Source organism: Sphingomonas sp. R86521 (assembly GCF_042466235.1).
Taxonomy (GTDB): domain Bacteria; phylum Pseudomonadota; class Alphaproteobacteria; order Sphingomonadales; family Sphingomonadaceae; genus Sphingomonas.
In genome coordinates, this window is sequence record NZ_JAXHBY010000001.1 from 895669 (window position 1) to 917298 (window position 21630).

The 21630-nt window shown below is 67.7% G+C and carries 15 protein-coding genes; 5 read left to right on the forward strand and 10 right to left on the reverse strand.

The genetic code is table 11. The features are described 5' to 3' along the window. Positions 1-37: 37 nt before the first annotated feature. Together SJY20_RS04270 and SJY20_RS04275 are read left to right on the forward strand one after the other, a co-directional pair. Positions 38-1003, forward strand: coding sequence for a FecR family protein (locus SJY20_RS04270; RefSeq protein WP_380785359.1), 966 nt, complete (start codon positions 38-40; stop codon positions 1001-1003). Continuing rightward, a complete protein-coding gene (locus tag SJY20_RS04275) occupies positions 909-3278 on the forward strand; it encodes a TonB-dependent receptor (protein ID WP_380785360.1) in 2370 nt (789 codons plus the stop codon). The genes SJY20_RS04270 and SJY20_RS04275 overlap by 95 nt, the downstream gene beginning before the upstream one ends. Positions 3279-3288: 10 nt before the next feature. Here SJY20_RS04275 and mbfA read toward each other — a convergent pair whose 3' ends face one another. The 9 genes from mbfA to SJY20_RS04320 form a co-directional block, all read right to left on the reverse strand. After that, positions 3289-4245, reverse strand: coding sequence for an iron exporter MbfA (mbfA, locus tag SJY20_RS04280; protein ID WP_380785361.1), 957 nt, complete (start codon positions 4243-4245; stop codon positions 3289-3291). Between the two features lie 45 nt (positions 4246-4290). Next, positions 4291-4983, reverse strand: coding sequence for an HPP family protein (locus SJY20_RS04285; protein ID WP_380785363.1), 693 nt, complete (start codon positions 4981-4983; stop codon positions 4291-4293). Positions 4984-5056: 73 nt separating this feature from the next. Next, entirely contained in the window at positions 5057-5797 is a 741-nt protein-coding gene (locus tag SJY20_RS04290; protein WP_380785364.1) for an SDR family oxidoreductase, read from the reverse strand. A gap of 113 nt (positions 5798-5910) precedes the next feature. After that, entirely contained in the window at positions 5911-6378 is a 468-nt protein-coding gene (locus tag SJY20_RS04295; RefSeq protein WP_380785365.1) for a DUF1203 domain-containing protein, read from the reverse strand. An 89-nt stretch (positions 6379-6467) separates the two neighbouring features. Beyond that, positions 6468-8789 (reverse strand): GH92 family glycosyl hydrolase, encoded by a 2322-nt coding sequence (locus tag SJY20_RS04300; protein WP_380785366.1) that lies wholly within the window; start codon positions 8787-8789, stop codon positions 6468-6470. A 103-nt stretch (positions 8790-8892) separates the two neighbouring features. Further along, on the reverse strand, positions 8893-11250 hold the full coding sequence (locus tag SJY20_RS04305) for a TIM-barrel domain-containing protein (protein ID WP_380785367.1): 2358 nt from the start codon (positions 11248-11250) through the stop codon (positions 8893-8895). A gap of 114 nt (positions 11251-11364) precedes the next feature. Then, on the reverse strand, positions 11365-12987 hold the full coding sequence (locus tag SJY20_RS04310) for a family 43 glycosylhydrolase (protein ID WP_380785368.1): 1623 nt from the start codon (positions 12985-12987) through the stop codon (positions 11365-11367). Positions 12988-13041: 54 nt separating this feature from the next. Further along, positions 13042-13776: a hypothetical protein gene (locus tag SJY20_RS04315; RefSeq protein WP_380785369.1), complete on the reverse strand. Its 735-nt coding sequence runs from the start codon at positions 13774-13776 to the stop codon at positions 13042-13044. A 359-nt stretch (positions 13777-14135) separates the two neighbouring features. After that, positions 14136-14864, reverse strand: a complete 729-nt coding sequence (locus SJY20_RS04320) for an SIMPL domain-containing protein (protein ID WP_380785370.1) — start codon at positions 14862-14864, stop codon at positions 14136-14138. A gap of 207 nt (positions 14865-15071) precedes the next feature. On the opposite strand from SJY20_RS04320, the gene SJY20_RS04325 reads away from it, so the two are divergent. Genes SJY20_RS04325 through SJY20_RS04335 form a run of 3 tightly spaced genes read left to right on the forward strand, consistent with a single transcriptional unit; the run spans position 15072 to position 20771 of the window. After that, the gene (locus SJY20_RS04325) at positions 15072-16253 is read left to right on the forward strand and encodes an efflux RND transporter periplasmic adaptor subunit (RefSeq protein ID WP_380785371.1); all 1182 of its coding nucleotides are present in this window, start codon (positions 15072-15074) and stop codon (positions 16251-16253) included. Between the two features lie 4 nt (positions 16254-16257). Beyond that, complete coding sequence (locus SJY20_RS04330; RefSeq protein ID WP_380785372.1) at positions 16258-19464, forward strand: efflux RND transporter permease subunit; 3207 nt, start codon at positions 16258-16260, stop codon at positions 19462-19464. Positions 19465-19505: 41 nt separating this feature from the next. Beyond that, on the forward strand, positions 19506-20771 hold the full coding sequence (locus tag SJY20_RS04335; protein WP_380785373.1) for a DUF445 domain-containing protein: 1266 nt from the start codon (positions 19506-19508) through the stop codon (positions 20769-20771). Positions 20772-20911: 140 nt separating this feature from the next. On the opposite strand, the gene SJY20_RS04340 is transcribed toward SJY20_RS04335, so the two are convergent. After that, positions 20912-21589, reverse strand: a complete 678-nt coding sequence (locus SJY20_RS04340; RefSeq protein ID WP_380785374.1) for an HAD family hydrolase — start codon at positions 21587-21589, stop codon at positions 20912-20914. Between the last annotated feature and the right edge of the window lie 41 nt (positions 21590-21630).

Consider the following 21630-nt stretch of genomic DNA (forward strand, 5'->3'; position numbering starts at 1 on the left):
CGGGCGGATATCAACCGAGCAGGGAAAGGAGGGCAGCATGAGTGACGCACGCATCGCGATCGACGACGCGGCCTCCTGGCATGCGCGGCTCGATTCGCTTGATATGGACTGGGAGTCGTTCGGCGCCTGGCTCGATGCCAACCCCTCGCATCGCTCGGCCTATGACCGGATTGCGCTGCTCGACGCCGAGATCGGCGAGGCCGCGCCCGCGATTGCCGCGGCGATGCCGGCGAACGACGATACGGTCTCCGAGATGGCAATCCCGGCACGATCCGGCCGCTGGCGTTGGGCCGCGCTCGGCACCGGCGGCGCACTGGCGGCGGGGCTCGCGGTGCTGCTCGCGGTGCCTTCGGCCGAAACCGCGGAGCAACTCTACACCACCGGGCGCAGTGAAACGCGCGCGGTCACCCTCGCCGATGGCAGCCACATGCAGATCGACCGGGGATCGCGCGTCTCGGTCAGCGGCGGGACCAGCCCGGTGATCGAGATCGCCGACGGCGCGGCGAGTTTTGCGGTGCGCCACGATCCGTCACGGCTGCTGATGGTGCGCGCCGGCGGCTATGAAGTCCGCGATATCGGCACGCGGTTCGATGTCGTCAGCGCGCAGGGCCGCGTCGCAGTCACGGTTGCGGAGGGCGCGGTCGGCGTCACCCCGGTCGGCGGGTCGGCGGCGGACACGACGACGCTGCACGCCGGACAAAGCCTGGATATCACACCGTCGAAGCAGATCGCCGAACGGCGCACGGTCGATCCGGCGCGCGTGTCGGACTGGACCGACGGACGGCTCGATTACGACGGCGCGCCGCTGACGCTGGTTGCCGCCGACATATCGCGGTATGCCGACGCCCCGCTGATGGTCGATCCGTCGGCGGCGGATCTGCGTTTCTCCGGGGTATTGACGATTGGTGATGGATCGCGGCTCGTCGATCAGCTTCGCGCGGTGCTGCCGATACGCGCTCGTAACGTCGGCGGCGTGGTGCACCTGGACGCCCGCCCACGCTGAGACGGCCCACGCTGAGCAGGCACGGCCGCGGCTGACGATCCCCGCCGGCACGCTGCGATCGGCGCTTGATTCGCTCGCGCGGCAAAGTGGCATTTCGATCGGGATGGCGGGTGCGCTCCCCGATCTGCGTATCCGGCAGATCGACCGCGCGCGCGGCGTCGGCGATGCGTTGCGACAGATGCTCCAGCACAGCCAGCTGCACGCGGTCAGGATCGACGCGACCACCTGGCGGATCGAGCCGGTTCCGCAGAAGCCCCGGCGGTCGCTCTTCCGCCGTGTCCCGACGATGCCGGACCTCGCCGTTGGCGACATCATCGTCACCGCCAGCAAGCGCGACGAACGCCTCTCCGACCTGCCCGCCTCGATCAGCGTCGCCGGCGGGCCGGTGCTCGACCGACTGGCGGGGCGGCGCGGGCTGGTCGACGTGATGGCGACCACCGATGGCGCGTTCTCGACCAATCTCGGGCCGGGCCGCGACCGCATCTTCCTGCGCGGCGTCGCCGACAGCGCGTTCAACGGCACCAGCCAGTCGCTGGTCAGCCTGTATCTCGACGACGCGCGGATCGGCTATGCCGCGCCCGATCCCGACCTGCGGCTGGTCGATATCGACCGGGTCGAGGTGCTGCGCGGGCCGCAGGGCACGCTGTACGGCACCGGTGCGCTGGGCGGCGTCGTCCGCATCGTCACGGTCGCGCCCGATCTCGATCGCTTCACCGGCAGCGCGGCAATCGAGGGTACCGGCATCACCAACGGCGCGCTGGGCGGTGCGGTCGAGGGAATCGTCAACGTGCCCATCGTGCCGGGAACGCTGGGCCTGCGCGCCTCGACCTGGAGCGAGACGATGCCCGGCTGGATCGACGACACCGGGCGCGGCCGCCGCGACGTCAACCGGATACACCGGACCGGCGGCCGCGCCGCGCTGCGCTGGGAAGTCGGCGACTGGCATGCGACGCTGGGCGGTGTCGCGCAGTGGATCGACGCGCGCGACAGCCAATATGCAACCAGCGGCCTGTCGCGCGCGACCCGGATCGCCGAGCCGCAGGACAACGACTTCGTGTCCGCGACGCTGACCGTCGAGGGACCGATCGGCAGGCTCAACGCGCAGGCGACGACGGCGTTCGTCGACCAGCAATTCGGCAGCACCTATGACGCGAGCGTGCTCGCGCCGGCGCGCGGGGTTCCGGCGCCGCTCGCCTATATCGAGGACCGCTCGGCGCAGTTGCTGTCGCAGGAAATCCGGGTCAGCGACCAGACCGCGCGCCATCCGTGGATCGTCGGCGCGACGATCCTGCATTCGACCAGCCGGCTCGATGGTCGGTTCGCCTCGGTCGGCAGCGCCGCCATCGCCGCGCGCCAGGACGAGGAGGACGTCACCGACGCCGCGCTGTTCGCCGAGGGCACCCAGCGGCTGAGCGAACGGCTCGACTTCAAGCTCGGGCTGCGCGCCTTCTCGACCACCAGCCATCTCGAGCAACAGGGTCCCGACCGCGAGCGGGCGTATCGCCTGGGGGTGACGCCCAGCGGTACGCTCAGCTGGCACCGTGACGACCTCGGCCTGGTCTGGTTGCGCTATGCGAGCGCGGTCCGCCCCGCGGGAGTCAGCCGCGCGGCGCCGGTCGGCGATCGCCGGATTCCCGGCGATGAACTGCAGAGCCTCGAACTGGGATGGCGGATTCGCGCTGCCGGCGACCGTCTTGCCCTGAACGGCGCGATCTTTGGGTCGACATGGGAGCATTTGCGCAGCGATACCGTCGGCGCCGACGGCCTGCTGGGCACCGTCGATGCCGGCAACGCGACCAATTACGGTGTGGAATTCGGCGGTCGGCTCGACCTTGCGCCGGTCACGATCGACTTCGGCACCACGCTGCAGCGCGCCCGCCTGAACTCGATCCGCCTGACCTCGGGGGCCACGACGCCGGTCGACGACGATCGCCGGTTGCCAGTGGTGCCCGACCTCTCCCTACGGCTGGCGGCGTCGCGTAGTTTCGATGTCCGCGGCCGGCCCGCGCAGGTCTATGCCGCGACCCGTTATATCGGCCGCACGCGGTTGAGCTTCGATCCGCTGCTCGATCGCCCGGCGGGCCATTACGCGACGGTCGACACCGGTGCCTCGATCGAGGCGGGGACGCGGCGCTGGTCGATCGACGTCACCAACCTGCTCGACAGCCGCGGCAACAGCTTCGGCTTCGGCAATCCGTTCACGCTCGACAGCACGACGCAGACCGTGCCGGTGCGCCCGCGGACGATTACGCTCCGGCTCGCGATCGGCCTGTGACCTTCCCTGGTTAGCCGCTCCCGATCAGGATCCCCGCGGCGAGCACCAGCGCACCGCCCAGCATAACCTTCGCCGCCGCCGACAGCGGCGGCGTATCCATGTAGCGGTACTGAATCCAGGCGATCGCGCTCAACTCGACGACCACCACGACCGCGGCAACGACGATCGCGGTCCAGAAATCGGCGATCAGGAACGGCAGCGTATGGCCGATGCCCCCCGCCGTTGTCATCGCGCCGCAGACCAGCCCGCGCAACAGCGGCGCGCCGCGTCCCGACAGCTTGCCGTCGTCCGCCAGCGCCTCCGCGAAGCCCATGCTGATCCCCGCGCCGATGCTCGCCGCCATCCCGACCAGGAACGCGTTCCACGGCAGGTGCGTCGCGAATGCCGCTGCAAATACCGGCGCCAGCGTCGAGACCGATCCGTCCATCAGCCCGACCAGTCCGGGCTGGACGATCTGCAGCACGAACCGGCGATGCGCCTCCTCGTCCTCGCGGGCACGGCGGTCGCCGGGCAGCCGCTCCGCCTCGATCTCGCCGGCGGTGCGCAGATGGTCGAGCTCGGCCGAGGTGAGGTCGCCCAGCAGCTTGCGGATCGGTGCGTCGGTGCTGCGATCGGCGGCCTCGCGGTAGAAGCGGCTGGCGTTGCGCTCCATCCGCGTGGTCTCGGCGCGCACCGCGTCGATGCCCTTCAGCATGGTGGTGCGCGGCGATGCGGGCGCCGGCGCGCCGCGCACATCCCGTCGCGTGATATAGGCGATATGCCGCCCGAACCGCTCGACATACAGGTCGATAAGCGTGCGACGATGCTCATCCTCCTCCGCGGCCATATCGTCGAAAAGCCGTGCGCTATCGGGATAATGCTCGCGCAGATGCTCGGCATAATCCGCATAGATGCGCCCGTCCTCCTCCTCGTTGGCGATTGCCAGCGCGAGGATCTCGCGTTCCGAAAGGTCGTCGAATGCTCTCATCCGCGCCTTTCACCACATTGCGCGCCGAAGGGCCACAGGACCTGGTCAGGCGGGCCCGCCGGTACCGCGTGCGCGGGCGTGCAACTCGGCCCGGGAGAGTAGCACCTCGAGATCCTCGCGGCTGATATCGAAGCTTTCGTGCATGTCGGCCAGCGCGGCGTCGATATCGTCGGGATGGAACCCGGCGGCGGTCCGTTCCGCTGCGATCGCGGCCGGCGCCAGCGCGGCACGGTGCGGATAGGATCGCCCGGTCGCGCGGTGGAACAGTATCGCGAGCAGGACGAGGGCGACCGAGTTGATCGCGACGGGCGCCAGCGCGAACGCATAGCCGGCCGCGTGGATGCCCGCGCTCCCGATCACCGCGGTCAGTGCGGCGGCGCCACCGGGCGGGTGCAGGCAGCGGAGCAGCGACATCACGAGGATGGCGCCGCCCACCGCAACGCCGGCCGCGACGAAGAGGTCGGGGATCGCATGATAGGCCGCGACGCCCACCAGCGCGGAGATCGTGTTGCCGCCGATCACCGACCAGGGTTGTGCCAGCGGGCTCGACGGCACCGCGAAGATCAGCACCGCCGACGCGCCCAGCGGCGCGACGATGACGGGCATGTCGGACACCGGCAGGAACTGCCCGCAAACCACCATCGTCAGCGCGATGCAGGCGACGGCGCCGAGACAGCCGAGCAGCCGTTCGGGAAGGAGCGCGCCGGCCAGGATGGGTCTGAAGATCGTAAGGGGCATCCTGGTCCGTTCGGCAACTGTTACAGGCTGCTACCCGTAAGCTGTCGATGCGCTTTCCGCCAAGCCGCGACGATCAGGCGCTCCAGCCACCGTCGATATTATAGACCGCACCGGTGACGAACGCGGCTTCGGATGACGCGAGATAGGCGACCAGCGCGGCCACTTCGTCCGGCGTCCCGTGCCGCTTGATCGCGAGCGGCGAGCGGTTCGCCTCGGCGTTGGGGCCATCCGCGGGATTGCGTTCGGTGTCGATCGGGCCGGGCTGGATCAGGTTGGCGGTGATCCCGCGTTCGCCAAGGTCGCGCGCCAGTCCGCGGGTCAAGCCACCCAGCGCCGACTTGCTGGCCGCGTACAGCGTGCCGCCGGCGCCCGGCATGCGATCCGCGACGATGCTGCCGATCGTGATGATCCGCCCCCCGTCGACCATCATCGTCGCGGCCTTCCTCGCGGCGTCGAACGGCGCACGCACGTTCAACGCGAAGATCCGATCGAACGCATCGTCGGCGTAGGCGTCGAGTGGCCCGACGATCGCCGTGCCCGCGACGCAGACCAGGACGTCGAGCCGGCCGAAATGCGCGAACGCCCGGTCCATCGCATCCGCAAGCGCGGCCGCATCGCTGACGTCGGCCTGGATGGCGAGGACCGAGCCGCCGGCTACCGTCAGCGTGCCGGCAAGGGCCTCGGCGTCTTCCGACCGGCTGAGATAGACGATCGCAACTGCCGCGCCGTCGGCGACCATCCTGCGGCTGACGGCGGCGCCGATGCCGCGGGCGCCACCGATCACGAGCGCGACTTTTCCGTCCAGGGCCGGCATCGGAATTTCCTTTTCGAGCAGGCATCATGCGCCGCCGAATGCGGAACGCTAACCGGCGTTGGTCTTGACCTGCCAGAGCGTACACGCGTTAGCGTCGATTGCTACGCCGCGCATCACGATCGGACGATGCGTGCCGCGTAGCAGCCGCGCTTGGCATAATGGGCGTGCAAATACGCCGTGTCGGCATTGTCGAACAGCCGCGCGATTAGCGGTACGAGCGCGGTACCCTTCGCGAGATCTGCGTCGATCATCGTGCCCTCGGCATCGAACGCGCGCAGCGAGATCGTCCGGATACGCAGCACCTCGGGCACGATGTCGACCACGTCCAGCGCGTGCGCCGCGCCTTCACGGACGAAGATCGCATGCCGCGACCGATACGGCGTATCCGCAGGCTGGTGCTCGAAATTGAGCAGGATCGCGGTCTCGCCGATGTCGAGATCGCGGACCTCGATGCGGTCGGGAAAGCCGGGTTTGGCGTCGACCACGCAGCGCCTGGCGCCATACTCGGTCAGCGCCGTGTCGGAGAGCCCGACCAGATGGCTGAACTGGTGCGGATCGAGACCCTGGATACGGAACGCCATGTGCTTCATCCCCTTGCTGAAGGGACGTGATGGCGGAATGCCGCGCTCGCGGCGTCCCGGACTTTGCGGCCGAACTCCCGGATTGAGACCTATCGCCGCTCGCTGCTCGAAAACGGTCGATCCGCCGGTCGAGCAGCCCAGGTCTTGTTCGGCGCCGCCTGCATGGCGAACCGCAACTCGCCGCCGGCCATGATCTGGTCGTGACGCAGATACCCGTTCGTGACGGCGCTGCCGTTCAGGCTGACCGATCCGACATACGGATGGCGGTCGTCGAGCCGGTCCGCGACGATGACCAGATGCTTGCCGTTGGGCAGCGTCAGGTCCGCGCGGTCGAGGAACGGCCGGCCGATGACATATTCCAGGCTGCCCGGCGTCACCGGGTAGAAGCCCATCGCCGTGAAGACGAGCCACGCCGACATCTGGCCCAGGTCGTCGTTGCCGGCCAGGCCGTCCGGTGTCGGATGATATTGGCTCTCGACGATCTGTTTCAGCCGGGACTGGGTGCGCCACGGCGCGCCGGCATAATTGTAGAGATACGCGACATGATGGCTCGGCTCGTTGCCATGGATGTACTGGCCGATCAGCCCGGCGATGTCCTCGGCGTGACTATAGTCCAGTTTCGAATTGTCGTAGTCGAACATCGAGTCGAGCTTGGCGACGGTGGCCGCATCGCCCCCCAGCGCGGTGGTCAGCGCCGCCTGGTCCTGGGGTACGAACCAGCTATATTGCCACGCGTTGCCCTCGGTATAGTCGGATCCGTAATTGATCGCGGTCGGATCGAACGGGGTGCGGAAGCTGCCGTCCGCCTTGCGTGCGCGGACGAAGCCGGTCTTCGCATCGAAGCTGTTCCGCCAGTTGCGCGCGCGTTTCTCGAACGTCGCGGCAACGTCGTTGCGCCCCATCGCCTTCGCCATCCGGGCGATCGTCCAGTCGTCATAGGCATATTCGACCGTCTTCGACGCCGCTTCGGGTTCGCGGTCGATCGGGACGTAACCGAACTTCATATAGTCGCCGAGGCCCCCGTACGGCGCGTAGGTCGCGCTCGCGATCATTGCGTCGAGCGCGGCGTTGGCATCGAACCCGCGGATCCCCTTCAGATAGGCATCGGCGATCACCGGCGCGGCGTGATAGCCGATCATCGTCCAGGTCTCGCGCCCTTGGAACTGCCATACCGGCAGGATGCCGTCGGGGCTGTCCTCGCGGCTCGCGACCAGCGATCGCACGACGTCGGTCGTGGTGCTGGCGGGCTGGACCAGGGTCAGCAGCGGGTGCTCGGCGCGGAACGTATCCCATAGCGAGAAGGTCGATCGGAACACGTAGCCGGTCGCCTGGTGCACCTGATTGTCCGGCCCGCGATACCGGCCATCGGCATCGCCCGCGACCGAAGGCGCAAGCAGGCTGTGGTACAGCGCTGTGGCGACGCTCTTCTGCATCGCGGGTGCGCCGCGCAGCTTGAGCACATCCAGCGCGCTGCGCCATGCCGCGGTGGTCCGGGTGCGGACGGCGTCGAAATTGCCGGGTTCGCTGGCGAGGTTGGCGACCGCACCGGCTTCGTCGACCGACGAGATCGCGACCGTCACCTCGAGCGGCCGGGCAAGCGTGCCGAAATCGAGCCGTGCGACCAGCGCGCGTCCCGATCGTTCGGCGACCTCGTCGGTGCCGCGTCCCGGACCCTGGAACCCGCGATAGACGACATCCTTCTCGGTGCTGACGAACGCGTGCCCGGCGAGCGGCATCGAGAAGCGCATCGCAAAATAGAGTTTCCGATCCGGCGCCCAGCCGCGCGTCTCGCGGCCGCCGACCAGCGTGCCGTCCGGCATCAACCGGAGCGACGACCACAACACCTTGCCCGGATAATTGTACAGCGACGATCGCATATCCAGCACCAGATGCGCCGCCTTGCCGGCTGCGAAGGTATAGCGATGCACGCCGATGCGCGTCCCCGCGGTCATCTCGGCGCGAACGCCGGGATCGTCCAGCGTGACGGCGTAGTACCCGGGCGCGGCGACCTCGCTCGCGTGACTGAAGCGCGAGCGGTATCCCGACCGGGGCTTGGCTGCATCGCCGGGTTCGAGCGGGACGACATTGCCCGACACCGGCATCACCAGGAAATCGCCAAGATCGGAATGCCCCGCGCCCGAGAAGTGCGTGCTGGAAAAGCCTTCGATCGTCGGATCGGAATAGCGGTATCCCGCCGCCCATTTGTAGCTGTCGCGGATGACGTGGTCGGTATCGGTGTCGGGGCTGAGCTGCACCATGCCGAACGGGGCGACGGCGCCGGGAAAGGTGTGGCCCTCGCCCCCTGTGCCGATCATCGGATCGACCTGGTCGAACGTCGATTGCGCGCCGAGCGGCGCCGCCGAGAACGCGGCGAACACGATGAGCAGCGTGGGTACACGGGTGATGATCATCGGATGATTAGAGCATCGTTGCGCGACCGGCGGAAGGTCGCACGTCGACCCTCGGCGAATATCCGCGAGCCACCGACAGTCCCTGCGTACCCGTGCAGCGCCGCTACCGAGCCGTGACCAGGTGCATCAGCTTGCCGGGATCCTGCCGGGTCGGGAGCGCGGCGGAACTGCTGAGCCGTTTGGCGCCGTCATCCCAGCGCAGCGTCGCCGTCGTCCCGCCGCCTCGCGTGTAGGCATTGGTGACACCGTCATCGTCGTACAGCGCGAAGCTGGTGCTGCGGCCGGGATAGACGCGGATGCTCTCCAGGGGCTGGCGGGTAGCCGTGCTCGGGACCTGCACGCCGATCGGCACGATCGATCCGGCGCGGACGAACAGCGGGATCTGGTCGATCGGGGCGGCGACGTCGATCGTTTGGCCGCCAGTGAAGTGCTTGTCCGTCCAATAGTCATACCAGTCGGCGCCAGCGGGCAGATATACCTTGCGGCTGGTCGCGCCCTGTTCGACGACCGGCGCCACCAGGAAGGCCGGGCCGAACATGTATTCGTCGCCCATCTCGGCGACCTTCGGGTCGTTGGGGAAGTCCATGAACAGCGCGCGCATGAACGGCCGCCCGGTCTCATAGGTCTGGCGCCCGAGCGAATAGATGTACGGGGTTAAAGCGTAGCGCAGTTTGAGGAACTTCGTCAGCACGGGTTCGGCGGCAGCGCCATACTCCCAAATCGCCGTTCCCGGGCGCTGGCCGTGGATCCGCAGCGTCGGCGTGAAGCTGTTGTATGCGAACCAACGCGTGAACAGTTCGGGATAGTCGGCATAGCTCGGCGCCATCGCGGTCGCGCCGGCCGGATCGATCAACACCGGATGCACCGCCTTCGGCCCGTTCGGCCACTGCCAGCCGCCGGTGTCGCTGCTCCAATACGCCATGCCGGTCGCGGTGAAGCCAAGGCCCGCCGGGACCTGACGGCGCAGCGCCTCCCAGGTCGACTGGACGTCCGACGACCAGAACAGCGCACCGTTGCGCTGCGTGCCGAGATAGGCGGCGCGCGACAGGATCAGGTTGCGAAAATCGGGGCGGTCGCGCGCCGACCCTTCCGCGACCCCGGTCGTGTGCACTAGCGGGTACAGGTTGTGGTAGCGATCGCCCGAGCCGATCGAGAAGAAATGGCCGTCCGGAACCAGGTCGGGCTCGGTCTCGTCGAGCCAGAACCAGTCGAAGCCCTGGCTGGCGATATTGTCGCGCAGCCGGTCCCAGTACCAGGCACGCGCGTCGGGATTGGTCGAATCGAGCAGCGCGCCCGCGCGGTCGGATCGGATCGGCAGGCCGTCGACGACACTGCCGTCCTTGTCGTGGAGCAGCCAGCCCTTCGCGCCTAGCATGTCGTAATAGCGCGATTCGCGTTCGAAGCGTGGCCACACGCTGATGATCGAATGCATCCCCATCGACTTCAGCACGGCGTTCATCGCCTTGGGATCGGGGAAATAGCTGTGGTCGATGTCCAGCTGCCCCATCCGCGACCAGTAGAACCAGTCGAGCACCATCACGTCGAGCGGCAACCCGCGCTTGCGATAGCCCTGTGCGACGGCGAGCAGCTCGGCCTGCGTTTCGTACCGCGCCTTGGACTGGATCAGCCCGAACGCCGCCTTTGGGGGCAGCGGGGTAGCCCCCGTCAGCCTGGCATAGCCCGAATAGATATCGTCGGTGGTGTCGCCGGTGATGACGAAGAACGAGACGCGTTCGCCGACGTTCGACTGCCAGTGCGTCGCATTGTGCAGGCCCGGCGAGACGATGGTCGCGGACGGATTGTCCCAGACGATGCCATAGCCCTTGTTGGTGACCATGAACGGTACGCAGACGGTCTCGCCCGCGGGCGCGTCGTAATTGTGGCGGCAGTCGATCGTGCGGCCCTTGAGGTCGAGCATACCCTCCTGGTTCTGGCCAAGCCCGTAATAATGCTCGTCCGGCTGCACCGCGAAACTGGCGCCGACGCGGAACGTCTTCTCGCCGTTGACGGTGTGCGGTGCGAGTTCCCAGCCGGTCATCCGCGCAATCTCGCGACCGTCGCGCGCCTTGATCGACAGCGAGACGGGGGGCAGCGACGGCACGAAATACCGCTCCATCTGGCTCGGCGCCTTCGGCCAGGGCTGGGCCGCGACGGTCAGGCTCAACGCGGCCGAGGCGAATACGTCGCCGCCGATATCGCTGCGATGCGTCCAGCCGGTGGCATCGGGCTTGGCGTTGGGGCCATCTCCGGGCGGGGCATCGGCCAGCGCGCGATCGAGCGCGATCGTCACGCGGACGATGTTTGGCGCATAGGGCTCGATCGACACCACGCTGCCGTTGCGATCGAGGCTCGCGAGCGGCGCGGCCAGCGCGGGTGCGGCTACCAGCGAAACGAGCGCGACACTGCCCGCGAGCAGCGACCGGACGGGACGGCGCAGGCTGTGATGGCAATGTCGGATCATCGTCGCTCTCCCGGTGGGCGCACGCAGTGTCAGGCCAAAGCGAACCGCTGTCACCTGTTGTACGTCGATCGTTCGGGAAGGCGGACGAACTCGCCCCAATCCGATCCCGCGCCGCTACGTCGCGTCGGGCAGCGCGCGGAACCGGAAGTTGCGGAACTTCGCCTCGCCGGGGCCGGCTGCGTAAAGGCCCGGCCTGAGCATCAGGAACCCACCGCGGACATTGTGGTGATAGCCCGACACCTCCATCCCGCGATCGAACCGTTTCCAGGTCGCGCCGTCATCGCCGCTGGTGTGGATCGCGACGATGTGCCGCTTGTTGGCGATCCGGATTGTCATGCGGCGACCGTTGGGATTGGCCGGGCGGCCGCGTTCGATGCCGTATTGGTGCGTGACGAACGCCTTCTCGTCGAAACCCAGTCCGCAATACAGCTTGTCGTCGTAGAACAGCACCAGCCCCGCGGTGCCGCCGGGCGCGATCTCGATGTCGCACGCGAATTCATAGGCCTGGTCGCCAGCGGTCAGCAGCAACGGCGAACTGTCTACCGGCGCGGTGCCGCGGCCCTGCAGGATCAGCGCACCGCCCTCGACCCGAGCACGTGTCGATTCGTCGGGGGCGGGGCGGAAGAAATTCCATTTCGAACCCAGCGCCAGAGTATGGAAGGCGTCAGATAGCGGCTGGCCGTGCGGGCCGGCGCGGCCGCCCTTTGGCTTGGGCAATGGCTGCGACAGGTCGCCGCCCTTCATCCGGAACCAGCCGTCGGCGGTCCATTCGATCGGATCGAGCAGCGCCTGGCGACCTAGTGTCCAGAAGCCGTTCTCATAGCCGTGATAGACCGACCACCAGCTGCCATCGGGCGCCTCGACCAGGCTCGCATGGCCGCGCGACCACCATTTCTCGTCGGTGGAGACGGTGCGGACCAGCGGGTTGCCGGGATGCTGTTCCCACGGCCCGTTGATCGACCGCGATCGCGCCGCGATCACCATGTGCCCGGTCGGGGGCCCCGCGGTGCCCCCGACCGCGGTCACCATGTAGAACCAGCCGCCGTGGCGGTGGATTTTGGGACCCTCGACGGCGAAACCCTCGACGTCCCAGTCCTCGGGGTAATGCCATGCGTCATAGACGTGCTCGACCGCGCCGACCGTCGACAGCCCGTCGGCGGCGAGCCGGATGCGGTCGCCGCCCGACAGGAACAGCCAGCGGCTGCCATCCTCGCCGACCGCGTGGCAGGGATCGATATGGTTGGGCAGCTTCAGGTCGATCGGGTCGCTCCACGGCCCGTCGATCGAGTCGGCGTGGATGACGTATATCGCGTTGGGCCGCGCCTTGACCGGGATATAGAGGTAATAGCGGCCCTGGTGCTTCTCGAGGCTGACCGCCCAGACCGACCCGATGTTACGGGTCAGCGCCGCGGTGCGCGGGCTCCAGTTGACCAGGTCGCGGCTGTGCCAGATCGTCAGCCCCGGATAGCTGTCGAAGCTGCTGAACGTCATGTAATAGTCGGCGCCGTCCTTCAGGATCGCGGGATCCGGTCGGTCGCCGGCGAGCAGCGGGTTGAGGAACCGGCCATCGCCGAGATCCGACACCCGCTGCCCGTCGAACCCGCGGCGATACGGCGGGGCCGCGGGCAGGGCAGGCACGCGCGCGGCCGGCGTTTGTGCAACCGCGATGTCGGGCGACAACGCGATCGTCCCGCCGGCCAGTGCTCCGGCCAACGCCTCGCGTCGCGAGATCGTCACGACCCGATCCGCCCACCGGCCGGGATCGTACGGCCGAAGGTCAGCGTAGCGATATCAGTTACCATGCTCGATCCGGGTGATCGCCGCGCACAGTTCGTCGGCGCCGCGGCGATCCGCGCTGAACGGGATGACCGAGGTGTAGACCGATCCGTTGCGTTCCAGCTGATAGCGGATTTCCAGGAATGCGGTCTCGACGGTGGTGGTGGTCGACTTCGACCGGCCCCCGGTGGTGTACCCGCCGAACAGGCCACCACTCGACGCGCCGCCGAAGGTGAAGCGGCCGCCATGCTTGGTGTTGGTAATCTGGGTCGCCTCGCGCTCGACGCTGACGTTCACGATCTGGCCCTGGCCCAGCCACAGCTGCGAATAGTCGGTCGAGCGATCGACGATGACGACATGACCATCGCGGGTGATCGCCAGCGCGCCCGGCGCCCCCGTCCACCAGGACCGCCACAGGCTGGTCGGGGTCGGCAACGCCTGCACCTGTCCTGCTAGCGTCGTCGCGGCGCGCTTGTAGCGGACCGTCTGCATCGGTCCGATCACGACCGCATTGACGATCTTGATGACGAACCCGGCGACGATGAACATGATGAAGCCGATGAACAACGCCCCGCCGATCGAGCCGTGCAGGATGCCGCTGATGACCGGAAATCCGACCAGCAAAGCCAGGATCGCCAGCGGCGTGTACTGCGCGATCTTCTCCATCTGATCGACGGTCGCGCGGATATCAACGTTTGGCGGCGCGATACGCTCGACGTTCGACTGTTCGCTTTCGGTGATCGTGTTCAAGCTGTTTCCCCCTGACGATTCCGGTCGGCGGCAAGCGCCTTCCAGTTGCGGCCGCAGTGTGTTGCCGCGTTCCGGCCCGCCCGCCAACCCTTTATCTACTTTTGCCCGATCATCGATGACCGTCATTCGTCAGCACCCGACGAATGGGTTACTTGGTGCAACGCGCTGGGACCTTGCCCCAGGACGAATCGACCATCATGACGATCACGCCGGTACCAGGGCGGGCAACCTGCGATTGCCACCGCACCTTGGAGCAATCGCACTCGGCATTGGAAACTTCAGTCTACGCGGTCCCGCAAGAGACGAAGGCCGCCAGCGAACCAGCGCTCCGACGTCCCTGCAGGACCGCTACTTACAGCTCAGTCGAGCAGGAACCGCACCGACAGCGTGACCGTGACGTCCTTCTCGCCCGCGGCGATCTGCGTGCTGTCCTTGGCCATTGCCGCGCGGGCCATGAAGACCATCGGCGGCGGCGATCCGCCGGCGTTCTCGCCATTCTCCGCGATCGACACGATCCGCGTCACGCGCATACCCGCCGCCTTCGCGTACAGGTCCGCGCGCGCCTTGGCGCGCTTGATCGCATCCGCCCGTGCCTCGTCCAGCGCGGCATCGGGCTGGTCGATCGACAGGTTCGGCCCGTCGATCTGGTTCGCGCCCTCGCCGACCAGCGCGTCGAGGATCGCGCCCGATTTCGCGACGTCGCGAAAGCGCACGCTGACGCTGTTGGTCGCCTGGTATCCGGTGATCACCGGCGGCTGGTTGTCGGCATAGCGGTATTGCGGGCTCAGCCCGACCGTCGCGGTGGCGATGTCGCGCGGGGCGACGCCGGCGCGCTTCAGGGCGGCCAGCACCTTGGTCATGCGTTGCGCATTGTCGCTGAGCGCGGCCGCGGCGGTCGCCGACTGGCTGACCACGCCGGCGCGAATCGTCGCGACGTCAGGCACCCGCGTGGTGCGGCCCTCGGCGGTCACGTCGAGTACGGTGCCGGTCGCCGGTACCATCGGCGCGACGCTGGGCGTGGTCTGTGCAGTCGCGGCAACCGCGAGGGGCAGTGCGGCAAGTGCGCCGATAATGGATACAGTCTTCATTTTGCTCTCCCGGTAACACAGTACATGCGGTCTTGGGCGACGGCAGGTCAACGCAAGCTGAACGTTGTGGGATATCCAAATTCGTTGCATGACTTCGGCGGCCGCGCACCGGGGCTTGAGCGCGGTGACCTATTCAGATAACACAGCTTGGGATCTAGGCGACGACGGGTGTCGAACGCCGCGATTCGGACGGGGATGGCGACGCGCATGAATTACGAGACCCAGACGATCAGTGGCAGTGACGAGCAGGTGCTGCTGAGCGATCTGACGCCGCCACCGTCGAACCGCCGCCGCAACATCATCATCGCGGTGATCGTCGTCGTGCTGGCGATCGCGATCGCGGCCTATGTCTTCGGCCACAAGAAGGCCGCGCCCACCGGCCCGGTCACCGAAAGCGTCCCCAGCGTCACCGTCGTCGTGCCCGGTCGCCAGACCATCGATCGCACCATCTCGACCACCGGAACGCTGGCCGCGCGCCGCGAAATGCCGGTCGGCGTGGCGGGCGAGGGCGGCATGGTCACGCGCGTGCTGGTCGAACCCGGCCAGTGGGTCGCCGCCGGCCAGGTGCTGGCCACGGTCGATCGCTCGGTGCAGACGCAGACCGCGGCGAGTCTCGCGGCATCGGTCAACGTCGCACGCTCCGACGAATCGATCGCGCAGGCCGAACTCGATCGCGCCCAGCAGCTCGTCGACCGCGGTTTCATCTCGAAGGCCGACCTGCAACGCAAGGCCGCGACTCGCGACGCCGCATCGGCGCGCGTGAAGGTCGCGCAGGCGACGCTGGCCGAGGCGCGTGCGCGCAACGGTCGCCTCGATATCCGCGCCCCCGCCGCCGGCTTGGTGCTTACCCGCGGCGTCGAGCCGGGCCAGATCGTCAGTTCGGGGTCCGGCGTGCTGTTCCGGATGGCGATGGGCGGACAGATGGAGCTGCGCGCCATGATGAGCGAGAGCGATCTCGCCGGGCTGAAAACCGGCGCGCGTGCCACCGTGACACCGGTCGGCTCGGTGCGGAGCTTTGCCGGCGAAGTGTGGCAGGTCTCGCCGATCATCGATCCGACGACCCGTCAGGGCATTGCACGCGTCGCGCTGACCTACGACGCGGCGCTCCGCCCCGGCGGCTTTGCGGCCGCCTCGATCCAGAGCGGGTCGAGTGCTGCGCCACTGCTCCCCGAATCGGCGGTGCAGAGCGACACCCGCGGCAATTTCGTGTACGTCCTCGACGCCGCGAACAAGGCGGTGCGCCGCGACATCGTCGTCGGGCAGACGACCGATGCCGGCGTTTCGGTAAAGAGCGGGCTCGCCGGTACCGAGCGCGTGGTGATGGCCGCGGCCGCCTTCCTGACACCCGGTCAGAAGGTCAAGCCGATCGTCCGCAAGATGGAAAGCTAGGCCGATGAACTTCCGCAACATCTCCGCCTGGTCGATCCGCAATCCGGTCCCGCCGATCGTGCTGTTCATCGCGCTGACGCTGGCGGGGATCGTCAGCTTCATGCGGATGGACGTCAACAACGACCCCGACATCGATTTCCCCGTCGCCTATGTCCAGATCAGCCAGCCCGGCGCTGCGCCGAGCGAGCTGGAGACTCAGGTCACCAAGCGCGTCGAGGCCGCCGCGCGCACGCTGCAGGGCATCGACGAGATCCGCTCGACCGTTACCGAGGGCAGCTCGCAGACCGTCGTCCAGCTCAAGATCGGCGCACCGATCGACCGCGCGGTCAACGACCTTCGCGACGCCATCACCCAGATTCGCAGCGACCTGCCGGACGGTATCCTCGAGCCGCAGATCGGCCGGGTCGACACCACCGACAACGACATCGCCAATTTCTCCGCGATCACCAGCGACATGACCGTCGAGCAACTCAGCTGGTACATCGACGACACCGTCAGCAAGGAACTGCTCTCGATCCCCGGTATGGGCGGGGTCGAGCGCAACGGCGGCGTCAGCCGCGAGATCCGCGTGATCCTCGATCCGGTCAAGCTGCAGGCGCAGGGGCTGACCGCCAACGCGATCAACGCGGTGCTGCGCGCGGTCAACGTCAACGCGACCGGCGGCAAGGCCGAGATCGCCGGATCGCAACAGGCGGTCCGCGTGCTCGGCAACGCGAAGAACGCCTATCAGCTCGGCCAGACCCAGATCAGCGTCGGTGCCGGTCGCACGATCCGTATCGCCGACATCGCCGACGTCCGCGATCTTTACGCCGAGCAGACGTCGCGGTCGGCGTTCAACGGCCACCAGGTCGTCAGTTTCGACTTCAAGCGCTCGAAGGGCGCGTCGGACGTCACCGTGTTCCGCGAGGCCGAGAAGAAGCTCAAGGAGCTCGAGGTCCGCAACCCGAGCGTGCATTTCCAGCTGCTGTCGACCAGCGTCAAATATACCGAACAGGAATATGAGACCGCGATCCACGCGATGATCGAGGGCGCGGTGCTCGCGGTGATCGTGGTGTGGCTGTTCCTGCGCGACTGGCGGACCACCGCGATCTCTGCGCTGGCAATCCCGCTGTCGGCGATCCCTACCTTCTGGTTCATGGACCTGATGGGGTTCAGCCTCAACGGCATGACGCTGCTGGCGCTCAGCCTGGTCGCAGGCGTGCTGGTCGACGATGCGATCGTCGAGATCGAGAACATCGTCAGGCACATGAAGATGGGCAAGACCGCCTATCAGGCATCGATCGACGCCGCCGACGAGATCGGCCTCGCGGTGCTGGCGACGACGATGTCGATCGTCGCGGTGTTCCTGCCGGTGTCGGTGATGCCCGGCATTTCGGGCCAGTTCTTCAAGAATTTCGGCCTGACCGTGGTCGCATCGGTGCTGATGAGCCTCGCGGTCGCGCGACTGATCACGCCGATGATCGCGGCCTATTTCCTGAAACCCTTCGGCCACGGCGATGCGCCCGACGGGCGGGTCATGCGCGCCTATATGCGCGTGTTGCACTGGACGCTCGATGAAACGGGTGTTGAGCGTGCGCGGGCGAAGGGCGGCATCCGGCGGGTCTTCGCGCGGATGTTCGATCATCGCTTCTACATCGTGCTGATCAGCCTCGGCGCGCTGGTCGCCACGGTCGCGATCTTCATGCAGCTGCCGCAGGAGTTCCAGCCGCAGCAGGACAACGACCGCAGCACGGTGACGATCGACATGCCGCCGGGTTCGACTCTCGAACAGAGCGAGGCCGTCACGACGCGCGTCGCCAATCTGCTCGCGCGGCAGAAGCCGATCGTGACCTCGGTCTATCAGCGCGCGTTCGTCGGCCGTGGTCGGGTAACCGCGCAGCTCGCCGACGATCGCAAGCAGACCAGCGTGCAGTTCGAACGTGGGCTGGCGCCGCAGCTCGCGCTGATCCCGGACGCCCGGGTTTCGTTCCAGAACCAGAATGGCTGGGGCGGCAGCTCGCGCGACATCAGCCTGACGTTGGGTGGCGATGACCCCGTGCTGCTGGCGAAGACCGCCGACGGCATCGTCGAGGAGATGTCGAAGCTGCGCTCGCTGCAGGCGCCGCGCACCGAAGGCGGGTTGCAACGGCCCGAGATCGTCATCCGGCCGCGGATGGACCTCGCCGCCGATCTGGGCGTGACCACCAGCGCGCTGTCCAACGCGATCCGCATCGCAACGTTGGGCGACATCGACCAGAACAGCGCGCGCTTCTCGCTCAACGACCGGCAGATTCCGATCCGCGTCGCGCTCGCCGCGACCGCGCGCGAGCGGCTGTCGACGATCGAGAACCTGCCGGTGACGACCTCGACCGGGGGGTCGGTGCCGTTGAAGGTCGTCGCTGAAATCGGCTTCGGCGCTGGCCCGACGCAGATCGACCGCAACGCACAGCAGCGCAAGCTGACGATCGGCGCCGACCTGTCGCCGGGGGTCAAGCAGGGCAATGCGCAGAAGCAGATCGATGCGCTTTATTCGGTGCAGCATCTGCCGATGGGCGTCAGCCGGCTGAGCGTCGGCCAGTCGAAGATGCAGGCCGAGCTGGTCACCAACATCATCCTCGCGGTGACGTCGGGCTTCTTCCTGCTGTTTGCGGTGCTGGTGCTGCTGTACCGCCGCTTCCTGCCGCCGTTCGTCAACCTCGGCTCGCTGTTCCTCGCACCGCTGGGCGCGTGCCTGGCGCTGTGGATCGCGGGGATGTCGGTGTCGCTGGCGGTGTATATCGGGTTGCTGATGCTGCTCGGCATCGTCGCCAAGAACTCGATCCTGCTGGTCGATTTCGCGCTCGAGCAGATGGGCAAGGGGATGCCCAAGACCGAGGCGATCATTGACGCCGGGCACAAACGTGCGCTGCCGATCGTGATGACCACGGTCGCGATGGTCGCGGGGATGATCCCGACCGCGCTGTCGATCACCGGCGACGGATCGTTCCGCGCGCCGATGAGCGTGACCGTGATCGGCGGGCTGACGCTGTCGACGCTGCTGACGCTCCTGATCGTCCCGGCGGGGTTCAGCCTGGCGGTCGGCGTCGAACGCGCGATCGGGCGCCGTCTCGGCAGCCGCCTGATCACCTATCGCCCCGGCGACGGCGGCGCCGTGATCGAAGGCCCCCCAGCGCGCCCGGCGCTCGCGCCTGCGACGCCAAAGCTCGGCGACTCGACCCAGCCCGCCGAATGATCAAGCTTGAACAATCCCCGCGCTCGGGGATTGTTGAAGCTATGATACTCCCCCGCGCGCGCCCGGCCGCCGAAGCCGCTCCGCCCGCACTCGTCAGGATGCGGATCGTCGCCACCGCCCTGCTGTTGCTGATGGCGGTGGTATTCCTCGTCAGCCGGTCGCTCGTGCCGGTGCATCCCGGCTGGGGCTTCGTCCGCGCGTTTGCCGAGGCGGCAATGGTCGGCGGGCTCGCCGACTGGTTCGCGGTGACCGCGCTGTTCCGGCATCCGCTCGGCCTGCCGATTCCCCACACCGCGATCGTGCCGCGCAACAAGGACCGGATCGGCGACACGCTGGCGCAGTTCCTCCGCGACAACTTCCTGATCCCCGTCGTCATCGCACGGCGGATGCGGCGCCTAGACGTTGCCGGCGCGATCGCGCGCTGGCTGACCGATCCGCCGGAGGGGGCAGGGGGGCGCTTCCGCCAGGGCGCCTCGAAGATGGTCGCGCAGGTCCTCGAAGGCCTCGATCCCGCACGGCTCGGCGGCATGGTCAAGGCCGGCATCGGCGCGCGGCTGCGCCAGACCGAGGTGTCACCGATCCTCGGCCAGCTGCTCAACGCCGCGATCGCCGAGGGGCGCCATACGCCGTTGCTGGAAGGCGGCATCCGCTGGTCGGCCAAGGCGCTGGCGTCGAACGATCACCTGATCCGCGCGATGGTCAAGGACCGTGCGGGTTCGATCCTGCGCTGGACCGGCCTCGACACCACGGTCGCGGACAAGCTGATCGACGGGCTCGACAAGTTGCTGACCGAGATGATCGACAACCCCGAGCATCCCTTGCGACTAAAGCTGGAGGAAGGGCTCGACCGCCTCGCCTGGGACCTCCAGCACGACCGCCGCGTCCGTGCCCGGGTCGAGGCGATGAAAAGCGAGCTGCTCGACAATCCCGCGATGCAGCGCTGGCTCGACGGACTGTGGGAACAGGCCCGCGGTGCACTGCTGAACATCGCGCGCGAGCCCGAGCGGGCGATGAACGGCAAGCTCGGCGACATCCTGCGCCAGCTGGGCGAGACGCTGCAGCACGACCCCCGGCTGTCCCACACCATCAACCGCTTCGTGCGGCGCTCGATCGTCGGCGTGGCGGCGGATTACGGCGACGGCATCGTCCGGCTGGTGTCGGAAACCGTCCGCGGCTGGGACGCCGACACCATCACCCGCCGGCTGGAGAACGCAGTCGGCCGCGACCTGCAATATATCCGCGTCAACGGCACGCTGGTCGGCGGACTGGTCGGCGTCGTGATCCACGCGATCGACGTCACGATGTAACCCCGATTTCGTCATGCCGGACTTGTTCCGGCATCCATGGTTCCGCAAACCCCGGACCACCGAGTTCGCGGAACGATGGACCCCGGACCAGGTCCGGGGCGACGAAGGAGTTAGGTAGTTCCGACCACGGTGCCGATGAACTACCGCTCCCAATCCGGCATAGGCCACCCCTTCGCGGCGGCAAGCAGCTTCAGCGGCCCATGCGCATTAACCGCGAACGGCTCGTCCGCCCACGCAAAGGTCGGCGCATCGGACACATGGTCGGAGTAAAACCGCACATGCGCCTCCTCCCGCGAAATCCCCTCGCGCGCCATCCAAGCCTCGATCATCCGCAGTTTCGCCGGCCCGTAGCAATTCTCGCCATCGATCCCTGCAAGCAGTTGCCCATCCGGTCCGCGCAAACTCTCGGTGCCGATCACCGCGTCGAAACCCAGACGCTTGGCGATCGCCTCGACATAGAATCGGTACGACGCGGTCGCCATCACCAGCCGGTATCCCGCGGCGCGATCCGCGGCGATCCGCGCCAGCGCGCCTGCGAACACCCGGTCCGCCATCACCCGGTCGGCAAACGCATCGGCCGCGCGGCGTTCCTCCGCCTCGGTCATCTGCTTACCCAGCATCATCCGCTGCATCACGTATTTCAGCCGTCCCCGACTGATCAGCCGCGCGACATAGCCGGCGGCGGCAAACCCGGCGAACGGGATCAGCGCAAGGCGCCACGGCGCACGGTTTTTGGCGGTGTGGATCAGGAACGGCGTCCAGGTCGGCGCGTGCGTGATCGTCTTGTCCATGTCGTAGATGGCTAGGCGTGTGGTCATCGCTTCAACTTACGCCGCATTCGCCTTGCCGATCCAGCGAC

Bases quoted from the DNA above. Each gene is read 5' to 3' on its own strand.
- SJY20_RS04320 (WP_380785370.1), bottom strand. From the start codon at position 14,864: ATGAAGACTGTATCCATTATCGGCGCACTTGCCGCACTGCCCCTCGCG.
- SJY20_RS04325 (WP_380785371.1), top strand. From the start codon at position 15,072: ATGAATTACGAGACCCAGACGATCAGTGGCAGTGACGAGCAGGTGCTG.
- SJY20_RS04340 (WP_380785374.1), bottom strand. From the start codon at position 21,589: ATGACCACACGCCTAGCCATCTACGACATGGACAAGACGATCACGCAC.
- SJY20_RS04305 (WP_380785367.1), bottom strand. From the start codon at position 11,250: ATGATCCGACATTGCCATCACAGCCTGCGCCGTCCCGTCCGGTCGCTG.
- SJY20_RS04330 (WP_380785372.1), top strand. From the start codon at position 16,258: ATGAACTTCCGCAACATCTCCGCCTGGTCGATCCGCAATCCGGTCCCG.
- SJY20_RS04285 (WP_380785363.1), bottom strand. From the start codon at position 4,983: ATGCCCCTTACGATCTTCAGACCCATCCTGGCCGGCGCGCTCCTTCCC.
- SJY20_RS04290 (WP_380785364.1), bottom strand. From the start codon at position 5,797: ATGCCGGCCCTGGACGGAAAAGTCGCGCTCGTGATCGGTGGCGCCCGC.
- SJY20_RS04295 (WP_380785365.1), bottom strand. From the start codon at position 6,378: ATGGCGTTCCGTATCCAGGGTCTCGATCCGCACCAGTTCAGCCATCTG.
- mbfA (WP_380785361.1), bottom strand. From the start codon at position 4,245: ATGAGAGCATTCGACGACCTTTCGGAACGCGAGATCCTCGCGCTGGCA.
- SJY20_RS04335 (WP_380785373.1), top strand. From the start codon at position 19,506: ATGATACTCCCCCGCGCGCGCCCGGCCGCCGAAGCCGCTCCGCCCGCA.
- SJY20_RS04275 (WP_380785360.1), top strand. From the start codon at position 909: ATGGATCGCGGCTCGTCGATCAGCTTCGCGCGGTGCTGCCGATACGCG.
- SJY20_RS04300 (WP_380785366.1), bottom strand. From the start codon at position 8,789: ATGATCATCACCCGTGTACCCACGCTGCTCATCGTGTTCGCCGCGTTC.
- SJY20_RS04270 (WP_380785359.1), top strand. From the start codon at position 38: ATGAGTGACGCACGCATCGCGATCGACGACGCGGCCTCCTGGCATGCG.